This window comes from Pseudomonas sp. 18058, assembly GCF_902706155.1.
GTDB lineage: Bacteria > Pseudomonadota > Gammaproteobacteria > Pseudomonadales > Pseudomonadaceae > Aquipseudomonas > Aquipseudomonas rustica.
In genome coordinates, this window is sequence record NZ_CACSJY010000008.1 from 42718 (window position 1) to 56757 (window position 14040).

The following is a 14040-nucleotide window of genomic DNA, read 5'->3' on the forward strand; positions in this document are numbered from 1 at the left end:
TCACAGGTACGCGGCGTTGGCCGCATCGAGGCGGCCCTGGGCGCGCAGGATCAATTCGCAGAATTCGCGGGCAGCACCTTCGCCGCCTCGGGCCCGGGTCACGCCATGGGCGTGTTCGCGGACGAAATCAGCAGCGTTGGCAACCGCCATGCCCAGGCCTACGCGGCGGATCACCGGCAGGTCAGGAAGGTCGTCACCGAGGTAGGCGACCTGTTCATAGCTTAGGCCCAGTTGTTCAAGTAAACCGTCGAGAACCACCAATTTGTCTTCACGCCCCTGAAAAAGGTGCGGGATGCCCAGATTTTTCGCCCGACGTTCAACCACTGGTGTCTTTCGACCGCTGATGATGGCGGTTTGCACGCCAGCGTTCATCAACATTTTGATGCCTTGGCCGTCGAGTGTATTGAAAGTCTTGAATTCGCTGCCGTCTTCAAGGAAGTACAGGCGGCCATCGGTGAGGACGCCATCGACGTCGAACACCGCCAGTTTGATCGCTTTGCCGCGTTGCAGCAGATCGTTGCTCATTACATGACTCCTGCGCGCAGCAGATCGGAGAGGTTGAAGGCGCCAATCGGGCGATCATCCTCATCGACGACTACCAATGCGTTGATTCGGTGGTCTTCCATGATTTTCAGCGCTTCGGCGGCGAGCATGTCGGGCCGGGCGGTTTTGCCGTGAGCGGTCATCACCTGATCGATGGTCGCGCTGCGGATATCGATGCTGCGATCCAGCGTGCGGCGCAAATCACCGTCGGTGAAGATCCCTGCGAGTTTACCGTCGGCTTCAACAATGGCGGTCATGCCCAGACCCTTGCGGGTCATTTCCATCAAGGCATCTTTGAGCAGGGTGCCGCGTTGTACTTGCGGCAACTCCTGGCCGGCGTGCATGACGTTTTCGACTTTCAGCAACAGACGACGGCCCAATGCACCACCGGGATGGGAAAACGCGAAATCTTCAGCGGTAAAACCGCGTGCTTCGAGCAGCGCCACGGCCAGGGCATCGCCCATAACCAATGCGGCGGTGGTCGACGACGTCGGTGCCAGGTTCAACGGGCAGGCTTCGTGCTCGACGTGGACGTTGAGATTGACCTCGGCAGCCTTGGCCAGCGGCGATTGTGGATTGCCGGTGACGCTGATCAACTGGATGCCCAGACGTTTGATCAGCGGCAGCAGGGTGACGATTTCGTTGGTCGAGCCGGAGTTCGACAGGGCCAGAATCACGTCATCACGAGTGATCATGCCCATGTCGCCATGGCTGGCTTCGGCCGGATGTACGAAGAATGCAGGGGTGCCGGTGCTGGCCAGGGTCGCGGCAATCTTGTTGCCGATGTGCCCGGATTTGCCCATGCCGACCACGACTACACGGCCCTTACTGGCCAGAATCATCTCGCAAGCGCGTACGAAATCGGCGTCGATATGGGGCAGCAAGCCTTGAACGGCTTCCACTTCGAGGCGGATGGTGCGTTGTGCCGATTGAATCAGGTCGCTGGTTTGGCTCATGTCAGAAATCGTATAGCCCGATGAAAAGGCGGCGATTATAGCGGTTATGTGGCAAAGCCTCACGCAAGTTCGTCGTGCTTTGTCATTCGCCGTAACTAAAAGCCCGAAAAAGCGTCTGTAACCCTGTCATATCGTTGAACACGGCCCGGCACAAGCCTTGGGCGCGCGCCCTTTGCAGTGATATAGTTCGCCGCCAGTTCGGCCTGCCCGGGATGTATGTGCTTTTCCAGGAAAGCCTGGCGTCCGAGTGAGAGGCTGCATCGCAAGGAGTTTAGATGAGTGCCGATAACGCCTACGCGGTCGAGCTGAAGGGAGTCTCCTTCAAGCGCGGTGCGCGCAGCATTTTCAATAACGTCGATATCCGTATCCCGCGCGGCAAGGTCACCGGCATCATGGGGCCTTCCGGGTGTGGCAAGACCACGCTGCTGCGGTTGATGGGCGCACAATTGCGTCCAACCAGCGGTGAGGTCTGGGTCAACGGTCAGAACCTGCCGAAGCTTTCGCGCAGCGATCTGTTCGACGCGCGCAAGCACATGGGTGTGCTGTTTCAGAGCGGCGCGCTGTTCACCGATCTCGATGTTTTCGAGAACGTCGCTTTCCCCCTGCGCGTTCATACCGAATTGCCGGAAGAAATGATCCGCGACATCGTCCTGCTCAAATTGCAGGCGGTGGGTTTGCGCGGCGCCATCGAGTTGATGCCCGATGAGCTGTCCGGTGGCATGAAGCGTCGTGTTGCATTGGCCCGCGCCATTGCTCTCGACCCACAGATTCTCATGTATGACGAACCGTTCGTCGGTCAGGATCCGATCGCCATGGGCGTGTTGGTGCGCCTGATCCGTCTGCTCAACGATGCGCTGGGGATCACCAGTATCGTGGTTTCCCACGATCTGGCCGAGACCGCGAGCATCGCCGACTACATTTATGTCGTCGGTGATGGTCAGGTGTTGGGGCAGGGCACGCCGGACGAGTTGATGAACTCGGACGAGCCGCGTATCCGTCAATTCATGACCGGCAACCCGGATGGCCCGGTGGCGTACCACTTTCCAGCGACGGATTACCGCGCAGATCTTCTGGGGAAGCGTTGATGCGCAGACTTTCATTAATAGAACGCGTACGCCGTTTCGGCGCAGCCGCGATCGACGCCATTGCGGTGTTCGGTCGGGCAACGTTGTTCCTGTTTCATGCCTTACTGGGGCGTGGCGGTATCAGCGGCGGCTTCGGCCTGCTGGTCAAGCAGCTGCATTCAGTCGGCGTGATGTCGCTGGTGATCATTGTTGTTTCCGGGATTTTCATCGGCATGGTGCTGGCGCTGCAGGGCTTCAGCATTCTGTCGAGCTACGGTTCGGAGCAGGCGGTCGGGCAGATGGTTGCGCTGACGTTGCTGCGTGAACTCGGCCCGGTCGTCACTGCTCTACTGTTCGCCGGGCGTGCCGGTTCTGCGCTGACTGCAGAAATCGGCAACATGAAGTCCACCGAACAGCTGTCCAGCCTGGAAATGATCGGCGTCGACCCGCTCAAGTACATCATTGCCCCGCGCCTGTGGGCCGGCTTCATTTCCCTGCCGGTGCTGGCGATGATTTTCAGCGTGGTGGGTATCTGGGGTGGTTCGTGGGTGGCTGTCGACTGGTTGGGCGTGTATGAAGGTTCCTACTGGGCGAACATGCAAAACAGCGTCAACTTCACCAGCGATGTGCTCAATGGCGTCATCAAGAGTGTAGTTTTTGCCTTTGTCGTCACCTGGATCGCCGTATTCCAAGGCTATGACTGCGAGCCCACTTCCGAGGGGATCAGTCGTGCCACCACCAAGACCGTGGTATTTGCCTCGCTGGCAGTGCTCGGCCTGGACTTTATTCTGACCGCTTTGATGTTTGGAGATTTCTGATGCAAAACCGCACCCTGGAAATCGGTGTCGGCCTGTTCCTGCTGGCAGGGATCCTGGCTTTGCTGCTGCTTGCACTGCGCGTCAGTGGTCTGTCTCCGACATCGACCACCGACACGTATAAACTTTATGCCTACTTTGACAATATCGCCGGTTTGACGGTCAGAGCCAAAGTGACCATGGCCGGTGTAACCATCGGCAAGGTCACGGCGATCGATCTGGATCGCGACAGCTTCACCGGTCGGGTGACCCTGCAAGTGGATAAAAAGGTCGACAACCTGCCGACTGACTCCACAGCGTCTATCCTGACCGCGGGTCTGCTGGGCGAGAAGTACATCGGTATCAGCGTCGGTGGCGAAGACAAGCCGCTGACGGATGGTGGAACCATCCACGACACGCAGTCGTCTCTGGTACTGGAAGACCTGATCGGTAAATTCCTGCTCAATACCGTTAGCAAAGATGCCAAATGAGGAGCTTTGAATGATCTCTATCTTGCGACGCAGTCTGTTGGTATTACTCGCGGCCCTGCCGTTGATGGGTAATGCCGTTGCTGCTGCGACTTCGGCACATGATCTGGTTCAGGACACAACCACCCGGTTGCTGGCCGACCTGGCTGCCAACAAAGAAAAGTACAAGCAGGATCCGAGCGATTTCTACACCGCGCTCAACACCATCGTCGGGCCGGTAGTGGACGCCGAGGGCATCTCCAAAAGCATCATGACGGTCAAGTATTCGCGCAAAGCCACCCCTGCGCAGATGAAGACCTTCGAAGAAAACTTCAAGAAAGGTCTGTTCCAGTTCTACGGCAACGCCTTGCTTGAATACAACAACCAGGGCATTACCGTCGATCCTGCCAAGGATGAGTCGGGCGATCGCACCAGTGTTGGCATGGTTGTAAAAGGCAGCAGCGGCGCGATCTATCCAGTGCAATACACGCTGGAGAAGATCAACGGCGAGTGGAAACTGCGCAACGTGATCATCAACGGCATCAACATTGGCAAACTGTTCCGTGACCAGTTCGCTGACGCGATGCAGCGCAATGGCAACGACCTCGACAAGACCATCAACGGTTGGGCGGGTGAAGTGGCCAAGGCCAAGGAATCCACCGAAAAGAACCCAGCGCAATGAATGAGGCAGCAGTTCGTATGAGTGATGTCGACGAGCTATTGCTCAGCGGAGTGCTGGATTACCGCACCGGCCCTGACTTGCGAAAGGAAGGGCAGGCGTTGATCAAGTCCAGCAAGGCGTCATCGCTGGTCATCGATTGTTCGGCAGTGAAGAAGTCCAGCAGCGTCGGCCTGTCGTTGCTGCTGTGCTTCATGCGCGATGCGCAAGCGGCCGGCAAGGCTGTGAGCATCCGCGCAATGCCCGAAGACATGCGCGAAATCGCTCAGGTCAGCGAACTGACCGAGCTGTTGGCGCATCCCTGAACCCGCATCTATAAAGAAGCCCCCCGTCAGAGTCCTGCCATGCGGGGTTCGCAGGCGCGGGGCTTTTTTGTATGATGTCCGACCCGTGCGCACAGGGCGCCGATTGAGGTTGAGCATGCAGGCCGTAGAAGTGAAGAGCTTCCTTGAAGGAAAGCTGCCCGGAACGTTGGTAGAAGTTGAGGGCGAAGGCTGCAATTTCCAGCTGAACGTGATTAGCGATGAACTGGCGGCGTTGAGCCCGGTGAAGCGTCAGCAGCAGATCTATGCCCATTTGAACCCATGGATCACCGATGGCAGCATCCATGCGGTCACTATGAAATTTTTCAGCAGCGCGGCCTGGGCCGAGCGCACCTGAGCCTAAGGGCGTCGAGATTCTTATGGATAAATTGATTATTACCGGTGGCGCTCGTCTTGATGGCGAGATCCGCATTTCCGGGGCAAAGAACTCTGCCCTGCCGATCCTGGCTGCCACGCTGCTGTGCGATGGCCCGGTGACCGTTGGCAACCTGCCGCATCTGCACGACATCACCACCATGATCGAGCTGTTCGGTCGCATGGGCATTGAGCCGGTGATCGACGAGAAACTCAGCGTCGAAATCGACCCGCGCACCATCAAGACCCTGATCGCCCCGTACGAACTCGTGAAAACCATGCGTGCGTCGATCCTGGTACTGGGCCCGATGGTTGCCCGTTTCGGTGAAGCCGAAGTCGCACTGCCTGGCGGTTGCGCCATCGGTTCGCGTCCGGTCGACCTGCACATCCGTGGTCTTGAAGCCATGGGCGCGGTCATCGACGTTGAAGGCGGCTACATCAAGGCCAAGGCGCCTGAAGGTGGCCTGCGCGGTGCAAGCTTCTTCTTCGATACCGTCAGTGTGACCGGTACCGAGAACATCATGATGGCCGCTGCTCTGGCCAAGGGCCGCAGCGTGTTGCAGAACGCCGCTCGCGAACCTGAAGTGGTTGACCTGGCGAACTTCCTCAACGCCATGGGCGCCAAGGTTTCCGGCGCCGGCACCGACACCATCACCATTGATGGCGTCGAGCGTCTGGGTTCGTGCTTCTACAAGGTCATGCCTGACCGTATCGAAACCGGCACCTACCTGGTCGCTGCTGCCGTGACCGGTGGCCGCGTCAAGGTCAAGGACACCGATCCGACCATCCTCGAAGCCGTTCTGGATAAACTCCGTGAAGCCGGCGCAGAAATCACCTGCGGTGAAGACTGGATCGAGCTGAACATGCACGGCAAACGTCCGAAAGCCGTGAACGTGCGCACCGCGCCGTACCCGGCTTTCCCGACTGACATGCAGGCACAGTTCATCTCGCTCAACGCCATTGCCGAAGGCACCGGTGCGGTGATCGAGACGATCTTCGAAAACCGTTTCATGCACGTATACGAACTGCACCGCATGGGCGCCAAGATCCAGGTCGAGGGCAACACTGCCATCGTTACCGGTACTGAAGTCCTCAAGGGCGCGCCAGTCATGGCCACCGACCTGCGTGCTTCGGCCAGCCTGGTGATCTCGGCTCTGGTTGCTGAAGGCGACACCTTGATCGACCGCATCTACCACATAGACCGTGGTTACGAGTGCATCGAAGAAAAACTGCAGATGCTGGGCGCCAAGATCCGTCGCGTTCCGGGCTGATTGCTGCACGTGGACACAGGGACGTGTCCGTTGAATTCGTTTTGAGTCGAGCCGGTTTCCGGCTCGATGTGTGTCCGGCGCCGATTGCGACCAGGCATGAGTACCTTGATAAGGACTGACGTTTCCCATGTTGACCATCGCACTGTCCAAGGGCCGCATCCTTGACGACACCCTGCCGCTTCTCGCCGAAGCGGGCATCGTGCCGACCGAGAATCCGGACAAGAGCCGCAAGCTGATTATTCCTACGACTCAGCCAGACGTACGTCTGCTGATCGTGCGCGCCACTGACGTGCCGACCTATGTCGAGCATGGCGCGGCCGACCTCGGCGTCGCCGGTAAAGACGTGTTGATGGAATACACCGGCCAGGGCCTGTACGAGCCACTGGATCTGCAAATCGCGCAGTGCAAACTGATGACCGCCGGCAAGATCGGTGCGCCAGAACCCAAGGGCCGTCTGCGCGTGGCGACCAAGTTCGTCAACGTCGCCAAGCGTTACTACGCCGAGCAGGGCCGTCAGGTCGACATCATCAAGCTTTACGGCTCGATGGAGCTGGCACCGCTGATTGGTCTCGCCGACAAGATCATCGACGTGGTCGACACCGGCAACACCCTGCGCGCCAACGGTCTGGAACCTCAGGAACTGATCGCCACGATCAGCTCGCGCCTGGTGGTCAACAAGGCTTCGATGAAAATGCAACACGCCCGAATCCAGGCGTTGATCGACACCCTGCGCAATGCAGTGGAGTCTCGACACCGCGGCTGATTCACCTGCGCGACGTTAAGTCGCGCCCGTCTATCCGCCTCATAGCCAGAATCTCAGGTGCCCAAGCGGAAACGACTGCTAAGTTAGGGCGCCTGAGTTTTTGCCATTCCTATGAGGCTCTCGCTATGACCGCAACGACTGCAATTCGCCGACTCAACGCTGCTGACCCGGATTTCGCGCATCATCTGGATCATCTGCTGAGCTGGGAAAGTGTGTCTGACGACTCGGTCAATCAGCGCGTGCTGGACATCATTAAGGCTGTGCGCGAGCGCGGTGACGCGGCGCTGGTCGAGTTCACCCAGAAGTTCGACGGCCTCGAAGTCGCGTCGATGGCCGACCTGATCCTGCCGCGCGAGCGTCTGGAACTGGCGCTGACGCGCATCACCGTGCCGCAGCGCGAAGCACTGGAAAAAGCCGCCGCCCGCGTGCGCAGCTACCACGAAAAACAGAAGCAGGATTCCTGGAGCTACACCGAGGCTGACGGCACCGTGCTGGGCCAGAAGGTCACGCCGCTGGATCGCGCCGGTCTGTACGTTCCCGGTGGCAAGGCGTCGTACCCATCCTCTGTATTGATGAACGCGATTCCGGCCAAGGTTGCTGGCGTGACCGAAGTGGTCATGGTCGTGCCGACCCCGCGCGGTGAGATCAACGAGTTGGTGTTGGCCGCCGCCTGCATCGCCGGCGTCGACCGCGTGTTCACCATCGGTGGCGCACAAGCCGTTGCCGCGTTGGCGTACGGCACCGAAAGCGTGCCGAAAGTCGACAAGGTGGTTGGCCCGGGCAATATCTATGTCGCCACGGCCAAGCGCCACGTGTTCGGTCAGGTTGGTATCGACATGATTGCCGGCCCTTCGGAAATCCTCGTGGTGTGCGACGGCCAGACCGATCCGGACTGGATCGCCATGGACCTGTTCTCGCAAGCCGAGCACGACGAAGACGCGCAGGCGATTCTGGTCAGCCCGGACGCCGAGTTCCTCGACAAGGTCGCCGCCAGCATCGACAAACTGCTGCCGACCATGGATCGCGCGACCATCATCGAAACCTCGATCAATGGCCGTGGTGCGTTGATTCACGTGAAGGACATGGCCCAAGCCATCGAAGTCGCCAACCGCATCGCCCCGGAACACTTGGAGTTGTCGGTCGCTGACCCACAGGCCTGGTTGCCGCAGATCCGCCACGCCGGCGCGATCTTTATGGGCCGTCACACCTCCGAAGCGCTGGGCGATTACTGCGCGGGCCCGAACCACGTATTGCCGACTTCCGGCACTGCGCGGTTTTCGTCGCCACTGGGTGTGTATGACTTCCAGAAACGTTCGTCGATCATCTTCTGCTCCGAGGCCGGCGCCTCTGAACTGGGCAAGACTGCGTCGATTCTGGCCCGTGGCGAATCGCTGAGCGCCCACGCGCGCAGTGCCGAATACCGCATCAAAGACGAACAGAAGGGAAACTGAAAAATGAGCAAATTCTGGAGCCCGTTCGTTAAAGATCTGGTGCCGTACGTGCCGGGCGAACAACCGAAGCTGACCAAACTGGTCAAGCTCAACACCAACGAAAACCCGTACGGCCCATCGCCAAAAGCCTTGGCGGCCATGCAGGTCGAGCTGAATGACAACCTGCGCTTGTACCCGGATCCGAACAGCGATCTGCTGAAAACCGCTGTCGCCAACTACTACGGCGTACAGAGCAATCAGGTGTTCCTCGGCAACGGTTCGGATGAAGTGCTCGCGCACATTTTCCACGGTCTGCTGCAACACGATCAGCCGCTGCTGTTCCCGGACATCAGCTACAGCTTCTATCCGGTTTACTGCGGTTTATACGGCATCAAGTTTGATGCGGTGCCGCTGGACGCGCAGTTCCAGATCGACCCGGCTGACTATGCCAAGCCGAACGGCGGGATCATTTTCCCTAACCCGAACGCCCCGACCGGTTGCCTGCTGGCGCTGGAAGCGGTCGAGCAAATCCTCAAGGCCAGCCCGGATTCGGTGGTGGTTGTTGATGAGGCGTATATCGACTTCGGCGGCGCGACGGCGATCAGTCTGGTCGATCGTTATCCGAACCTGCTGGTGACGCAGACCCTGTCCAAATCGCGCTCGCTGGCCGGTTTGCGCGTGGGTCTGGCGGTGGGGCATCCGGACTTGATCGAGGCGCTGGAGCGGATCAAGAACAGCTTCAACTCCTATCCGCTGGATCGTCTGGCGATTGTCGGTGCTGCTGCCGCGTTCGAAGATCGCGAGTATTTCGACAAGACCTGCCGGTTGGTGATCGAGAGCCGCGAGTGGGTGATCGCTCAGTTGCAGGCCAAGGGTTTTGAGGTGTTGCCGTCGGCGGCGAACTTCATCTTTGCGCGGCATCCGCAGCATGATGCGGCGGGGCTGGCGGCTAAATTGCGCGAGCAAGGCGTGATTGTGCGGCACTTCAAGCAGGAGCGGATTGCGCAGTTCCTGCGGATTTCGATTGGCACGCCGGAGCAGAATCAGGCGCTGATCGACGGTCTGGGCGAGCTTTAAAGGCAAGAGCCCCTCACCCTAACCCTCTCCCAAAGGGAGAGGGGACTGATTGGGGGATATTGCAGAGTTTCACCGACGTGCACGATTTGTATTGAATCCATAATCGACCTGGTCTTTCAGGTCGATGTACACCGCAAGACACCTCGGTCGGCTCCCTCTCCCTCCGGGAGAGGGCTGGGGTGAGGGTCTGCTCTTATTCGTGATGCGGTTCGCCAAGGAATGTCAGCGAACTAAACAACCCACGACTATTCACATCAGCACTGTCCTTCACCGGCACCTCAACCTGCGCCGCAATCACATTCAGCCCTTCATTTCTCACCAATACCTGCGCCCGGCCATCCTTATCCGTCTCGGCGCTCAACGTGTTCGGCGCATTGCGATAGTCGCCAATCAACTTCACCCCCGCCGCCGGTTTGCCATCGAGCAATACCCGCACCGGCAATGATTTCCCCGGCCCTACAGTCAACGGGTCAACCTCCGGCACAATCAGCAGCTTGATCTGATCCAGCTTCGGCAACTTCGCCCCCGGCTGATAAATCGCCAGACTGTATTTAAACGTCTCCGTCGCCTCGACAGCGCCCGGTACTTTGCTGCGGCCTTCATTGACCCACTTCTTGTCAGCGGTCTGCGACCACATGCCGTTATTCAGCGCCACGGCCATCACCGCAGGCGACTTCAGCGGTTTCAAACGTGCGTGATCAGCGAGCCGTTCAACGCTGACCGGAATCATTTTGCCGCCCGCGTCATAAGCCCAGGCGCCGCTGATTTTCTGCGCCTTGAACGCGTTGTCTTCGGCGCCATGGCCGTAGATCACTTCGATATTGCCGCGCCGTTGTTCGGTCCACAGGCCATGAGCCGAGACTTGGCCGGCGAACAGGGCGGCGATGAGCATGAGGGTTTTGCCGTATTGCATGGTGACGTCCTTTTACAGATTGAGTGTCAGGCTGACGGTGAAATTGCGCGGCTCGCCTGGGTTGACCCAGTAATTGCTGTACGAGCGCTCGTAGTATTTTTCGTCGAAGAGGTTGTTCAGGTTCAGGCCGACGGTGACGTTGTCGCTGGCCTTGTAGTGGGCCAGCAGGTCGACGGTGTGATAGGCCGGCAATTCAAAATCGCTGCCGGATTCACCGGAGCGGTCGCCGACATAAGTGAACGCCGCGCCGACGTCCGAGCCGCGCAAACGGCCATCCTGAAACTCATACACCCCGAGCAGACTGCCGCTGCGTTTGGCCACGCCGAGGATGCGGCTGCCGGTAGGAATCACCGCGTCACCCTGAGTGACCTCGGCGTCGATAAAAGCGAAGGCACCGATCACCCGCACGGCATCGGTGACTTGCCCGGTGACTTGCCAATCGAAGCCGCGACTGCGCGCCTTGCCCATCGCGCGGCTAGTGTCGGTGGCCGGGTCGAGGGCGAGGACGTTTTCCTTGTCGATGTGGAAGAAGGCGAGGGTGCTGCTCAGGTGCTCGTCGAACAGCTCGTTCTTGATGCCGACTTCGTAGCCGACGCCCTCTTCCGGGTCGAAGGATTTGCCGGACGCGTCGAGGCCATTGTTCGGTTTGAACGAGGTCGAGGCGTTGGCGAACAGACCGGTTTGCGGCGTCAGTTGATAGAGCAGACCAGCGCGTTGGGTGAGGGCGTCATGCCGTTGGTTGCTTGTGGCGTTGCGACTGTGATCGTCGATGTGTTGATCGAAATGTTCGAAACGCGCACCGATCATCCCGCGCAGTTTGTCGGTGAAGATGATTTGATCCTGCAGGTTCAGCGCATGGCTTTCGACGTGTTCGAAAGTATCCGTGCCCGAGCGTGCACCGTTGGGTTTCGGCTGGCCGTAGATCGGGTTGTAGATGTCGATCGCGTAGGGGCCGCCAGCAATCGTGGTGACGCGCTCGTTCTTGCGGAAGTTTTCGTATTCGGTGCCGATCAGCAGTTCGTGTTGCCAAGGGCCGAGGTCGAACAGACCACGCAGCTCCAGTTGGGTGATGCTGTCGTGCCAGTTGGTGTCGCGCTCGCGATAGCGGCGGTTGACGGTGTGGCCGTCGGCGTTCAGCGGACGCGCTTCCGAAGCGAAGCCCCAGAGTTTGCCGTCCTTGTAATGGCTGGCCAGGCGCAACTTCCAGCTGTCGTTGAGGTGATGTTCGAGGGTCGCTTGCAGCAGGTTGTTGTGGTTGTCGATGTTGCCGTCGTTGGGTTCACCGAGGAAGGTCGAGCGCGACACGCCGCTCCATCTGTTGTTCGGCGCAACGATGCCGCGATCAAACGTGGAGCTGTGGCGGACGATTTCGCTTTCCACCAACAGCGACGTGTCCGGGTTCAATTGCCAACTGATCGAAGGCGCGACGAACACGCGCTTGCTGTCGACGTGGTCGCGAAAACTGTTGTTGTCCTCGACCGCGAGGTTGATCCGCGAGAGCACATCGCCCTGATCATCCAGCGGCGTGTTGACGTCCAGCGCAGTGCGATAGCGATCCCAACTGCCGGCGCTGGTTTGCAGCGTGGTAAAGGCTTCGGGCTGCGGTTTCTTGGTGACGATGTTCACCGTGCCGCCCGGATCGCCTCGACCGTACAGGCTGGCCGCCGGGCCTTTGAGCACCTCAATGCGCTCGATGTTGGCCGCATCCGGCGTGCTCGGGTAACCGCGATTGGCGCTGAAACCATCCTTGTAGAACTCAGAGCTGGTGAAGCCGCGCACGCTGTACTCGTAAAGCGTCAGCCCACCGAAGTTGTTCTGCTTCGACACGCCGCCAGCAAAATCCAATGCGCGCTCAACACTGCTGCTGCCCAGATCCTTGAGCACGCTGGCGGGTACTACGCTGATTGCTTGCGGGATATCACGAATCGCCGTGTCGGTTTTGGTCGCACTGGACGAACGCGTTGCGCGATAACCCTTGACCGGCTCGGTCGGCGATTCGTAATCGGAGATGACGCTGATGGCGTCGAGTTCGAGGGGTTGCGGTTCTTCGGCGAAGGCTGGATCAACCAGCAAACCGAGGCTCAGGCCGAGCAGGGAGGCCTTTGTTCGAGACGACATGTTATGTTGTTCCAATTCCTAGAATTGAAACAATATAACATGCCTTTTGAGAATGTCTTTTATTCGCGCGCCTGGCGCGAAAAAAGTTTTACTCTTCTTTTTCCTGCACTGGCGCTGGTGGTGGACGCAGACCAATTTCAGCGGTGAGCTTCAACTCTTTACCGTTACGCATCACCTGAATCGTCACTTTGTCAGTCGGCTTGATCCGCGCAACCTGGTTCATCGAGCGACGACCATCCCCGGCCGGCTCGCCATCAATGCTCAGGATCACGTCACCCAATTGCAGGCCGGCCTTCTGTGCCGGGCCATCGCGGAAGATCCCCGCCACGACAATCCCCGGACGCCCGGACAAGCCAAACGACTCGGCCAGTTCCTGGGTCAGCGGCTGCACTTCAATGCCCAGCCAGCCACGGATCACTTGGCCGTGCTCGATGATCGACTTCATCACTTCCATCGCCAGTTTCACCGGAATTGCAAAACCGATGCCCTGCGAGCCGCCGGACTTGGAGAAGATCGCGGTGTTGATGCCGGTGAGGTTGCCGTTGGCGTCGACCAGTGCGCCGCCGGAGTTGCCCGGGTTGATCGCCGCGTCGGTCTGGATGAAGTCTTCGTAGTTGTTCAGGCCCAACTGGTTGCGGCCAGTGGCGCTGATGATGCCCATGGTCACGGTCTGGCCGACGCCGAACGGGTTGCCGATGGCCAGCGCGACATCGCCGATGCGGATGTTGTCAGAGCGGCCGACGGTGATCGCCGGCAGGTTTTTCAAATCGATCTTGAGGACGGCGAGGTCGGTTTCCGGGTCGCTGCCGATGACGCGGGCGAGGGTTTCACGACCGTCCTTCAACGCCACGACGATCTGATCGGCGCCGCTGGTGACGTGGTTGTTGGTGAGGATGTAGCCTTCCGGGCTCATGATCACGCCGGAACCGAGGCTCGATTCCATACGCTTCTGCTTCGGCGAGTTGTCACCGAAGAAGCGGCGGAACTGCGGATCCTCAAACAGCGGATGGTTCGGCTTGTTGATGACTTTGGTGGTGTACAAGTTGACCACCGACGGCGCCGCGATGGTCACCGCGTCGGCATAGGACACCGGGCCCTGCTGCACGCTGGTGGTTTGCGGGGCCTGTTGCAGGTTGACGTCGAGGCTCGGCAGCCCGACCCATTGCGGGTAACGCTGAATAATCAACAGAGCGATAAGCACACCGGCCAACAACGGCCAGCCCATAAAACGCAGCGCCTTGAACATTAAGCACGTCCTGGAAAAGTTGCAGGCGGGGTCAGACCGCCC

At 59.3% G+C, this 14040-nt stretch carries 15 protein-coding genes; 10 read left to right on the top strand and 5 right to left on the bottom strand.

Annotated elements, in window-relative coordinates; translation table 11 throughout:
• Positions 1–525 (bottom strand): HAD family hydrolase, encoded by a 525-nt coding sequence (locus tag GVL50_RS06355; protein WP_095119477.1) that lies wholly within the window; start codon positions 523–525, stop codon positions 1–3.
• Entirely contained in the window at positions 525–1499 is a 975-nt protein-coding gene (locus GVL50_RS06360; RefSeq protein WP_053117105.1) for a KpsF/GutQ family sugar-phosphate isomerase, read from the bottom strand. Before GVL50_RS06360 ends, GVL50_RS06355 begins: the two co-directional genes overlap by 1 nt.
• Positions 1500–1774: 275 nt before the next feature.
• Between GVL50_RS06360 and GVL50_RS06365 the strand changes: the two genes are divergently transcribed.
• The 10 genes from GVL50_RS06365 (at position 1775) to hisC (ending at position 9721) form a co-directional block, all read left to right on the top strand.
• Entirely contained in the window at positions 1775–2584 is an 810-nt protein-coding gene (locus GVL50_RS06365) for an ATP-binding cassette domain-containing protein (RefSeq protein ID WP_159812156.1), read from the top strand.
• Entirely contained in the window at positions 2584–3381 is a 798-nt protein-coding gene (mlaE, locus tag GVL50_RS06370; protein WP_053117109.1) for a lipid asymmetry maintenance ABC transporter permease subunit MlaE, read from the top strand. Before GVL50_RS06365 ends, mlaE begins: the two co-directional genes overlap by 1 nt.
• Positions 3381–3848, top strand: coding sequence for an outer membrane lipid asymmetry maintenance protein MlaD (mlaD, locus tag GVL50_RS06375; protein WP_053117111.1), 468 nt, complete (start codon positions 3381–3383; stop codon positions 3846–3848). The genes mlaE and mlaD overlap by 1 nt, the downstream gene beginning before the upstream one ends.
• Positions 3849–3858: 10 nt before the next feature.
• Complete coding sequence (locus tag GVL50_RS06380; protein WP_053117113.1) at positions 3859–4506, top strand: phospholipid-binding protein MlaC; 648 nt, start codon at positions 3859–3861, stop codon at positions 4504–4506.
• Positions 4503–4808 (top strand): lipid asymmetry maintenance protein MlaB, encoded by a 306-nt coding sequence (locus GVL50_RS06385; protein ID WP_053117115.1) that lies wholly within the window; start codon positions 4503–4505, stop codon positions 4806–4808. Before GVL50_RS06380 ends, GVL50_RS06385 begins: the two co-directional genes overlap by 4 nt.
• A 115-nt stretch (positions 4809–4923) precedes the next feature.
• On the top strand, positions 4924–5163 hold the full coding sequence (locus tag GVL50_RS06390) for a BolA family protein (RefSeq protein WP_007912386.1): 240 nt from the start codon (positions 4924–4926) through the stop codon (positions 5161–5163).
• Between the two features lie 22 nt (positions 5164–5185).
• The gene (gene murA, locus GVL50_RS06395; RefSeq protein WP_053117117.1) at positions 5186–6451 is read left to right on the top strand and encodes a UDP-N-acetylglucosamine 1-carboxyvinyltransferase; all 1266 of its coding nucleotides are present in this window, start codon (positions 5186–5188) and stop codon (positions 6449–6451) included.
• Positions 6452–6578: 127 nt separating this feature from the next.
• Positions 6579–7214, top strand: coding sequence for an ATP phosphoribosyltransferase (gene hisG / locus GVL50_RS06400; protein ID WP_053117119.1), 636 nt, complete (start codon positions 6579–6581; stop codon positions 7212–7214).
• Positions 7215–7339: 125 nt separating this feature from the next.
• Positions 7340–8665 carry a histidinol dehydrogenase gene (hisD, locus tag GVL50_RS06405; RefSeq protein ID WP_159812157.1) on the top strand — a complete coding sequence of 442 codons (1326 nt, stop codon included), beginning with the start codon at positions 7340–7342 and terminating at the stop codon, positions 8663–8665.
• A gap of 3 nt (positions 8666–8668) precedes the next feature.
• Complete coding sequence (gene hisC / locus GVL50_RS06410; RefSeq protein WP_159812158.1) at positions 8669–9721, top strand: histidinol-phosphate transaminase; 1053 nt, start codon at positions 8669–8671, stop codon at positions 9719–9721.
• A gap of 193 nt (positions 9722–9914) precedes the next feature.
• Here hisC and GVL50_RS06415 read toward each other — a convergent pair whose 3' ends face one another.
• The 3 genes from GVL50_RS06415 to algW all read right to left on the bottom strand — a co-directional run bounded on the left by GVL50_RS06415 (position 9915) and on the right by algW (position 13998).
• Positions 9915–10634, bottom strand: coding sequence for a DUF4198 domain-containing protein (locus GVL50_RS06415; protein ID WP_159812159.1), 720 nt, complete (start codon positions 10632–10634; stop codon positions 9915–9917).
• Positions 10635–10646: 12 nt separating this feature from the next.
• A complete protein-coding gene (locus GVL50_RS06420; RefSeq protein ID WP_159812160.1) occupies positions 10647–12752 on the bottom strand; it encodes a TonB-dependent siderophore receptor in 2106 nt (701 codons plus the stop codon).
• An 88-nt stretch (positions 12753–12840) separates the two neighbouring features.
• Positions 12841–13998 (bottom strand): Do family serine endopeptidase AlgW, encoded by a 1158-nt coding sequence (gene algW / locus GVL50_RS06425; protein ID WP_159812161.1) that lies wholly within the window; start codon positions 13996–13998, stop codon positions 12841–12843.
• Positions 13999–14040: the final 42 nt, after the last annotated feature.

Excerpts from the sequence above, each read along its gene's own strand:
- algW (WP_159812161.1), bottom strand. The coding sequence starts at position 13,998 with ATGTTCAAGGCGCTGCGTTTTATGGGCTGGCCGTTGTTGGCCGGTGTG.
- hisC (WP_159812158.1), top strand. The coding sequence starts at position 8,669 with ATGAGCAAATTCTGGAGCCCGTTCGTTAAAGATCTGGTGCCGTACGTG.
- GVL50_RS06415 (WP_159812159.1), bottom strand. The coding sequence starts at position 10,634 with ATGCAATACGGCAAAACCCTCATGCTCATCGCCGCCCTGTTCGCCGGC.
- hisD (WP_159812157.1), top strand. The coding sequence starts at position 7,340 with ATGACCGCAACGACTGCAATTCGCCGACTCAACGCTGCTGACCCGGAT.
- GVL50_RS06360 (WP_053117105.1), bottom strand. The coding sequence starts at position 1,499 with ATGAGCCAAACCAGCGACCTGATTCAATCGGCACAACGCACCATCCGC.
- GVL50_RS06390 (WP_007912386.1), top strand. The coding sequence starts at position 4,924 with ATGCAGGCCGTAGAAGTGAAGAGCTTCCTTGAAGGAAAGCTGCCCGGA.
- mlaD (WP_053117111.1), top strand. The coding sequence starts at position 3,381 with ATGCAAAACCGCACCCTGGAAATCGGTGTCGGCCTGTTCCTGCTGGCA.
- GVL50_RS06385 (WP_053117115.1), top strand. The coding sequence starts at position 4,503 with ATGAATGAGGCAGCAGTTCGTATGAGTGATGTCGACGAGCTATTGCTC.
- GVL50_RS06365 (WP_159812156.1), top strand. The coding sequence starts at position 1,775 with ATGAGTGCCGATAACGCCTACGCGGTCGAGCTGAAGGGAGTCTCCTTC.
- hisG (WP_053117119.1), top strand. The coding sequence starts at position 6,579 with ATGTTGACCATCGCACTGTCCAAGGGCCGCATCCTTGACGACACCCTG.
- GVL50_RS06420 (WP_159812160.1), bottom strand. The coding sequence starts at position 12,752 with ATGTCGTCTCGAACAAAGGCCTCCCTGCTCGGCCTGAGCCTCGGTTTG.
- murA (WP_053117117.1), top strand. The coding sequence starts at position 5,186 with ATGGATAAATTGATTATTACCGGTGGCGCTCGTCTTGATGGCGAGATC.
- GVL50_RS06380 (WP_053117113.1), top strand. The coding sequence starts at position 3,859 with ATGATCTCTATCTTGCGACGCAGTCTGTTGGTATTACTCGCGGCCCTG.
- GVL50_RS06355 (WP_095119477.1), bottom strand. The coding sequence starts at position 525 with ATGAGCAACGATCTGCTGCAACGCGGCAAAGCGATCAAACTGGCGGTG.
- mlaE (WP_053117109.1), top strand. The coding sequence starts at position 2,584 with ATGCGCAGACTTTCATTAATAGAACGCGTACGCCGTTTCGGCGCAGCC.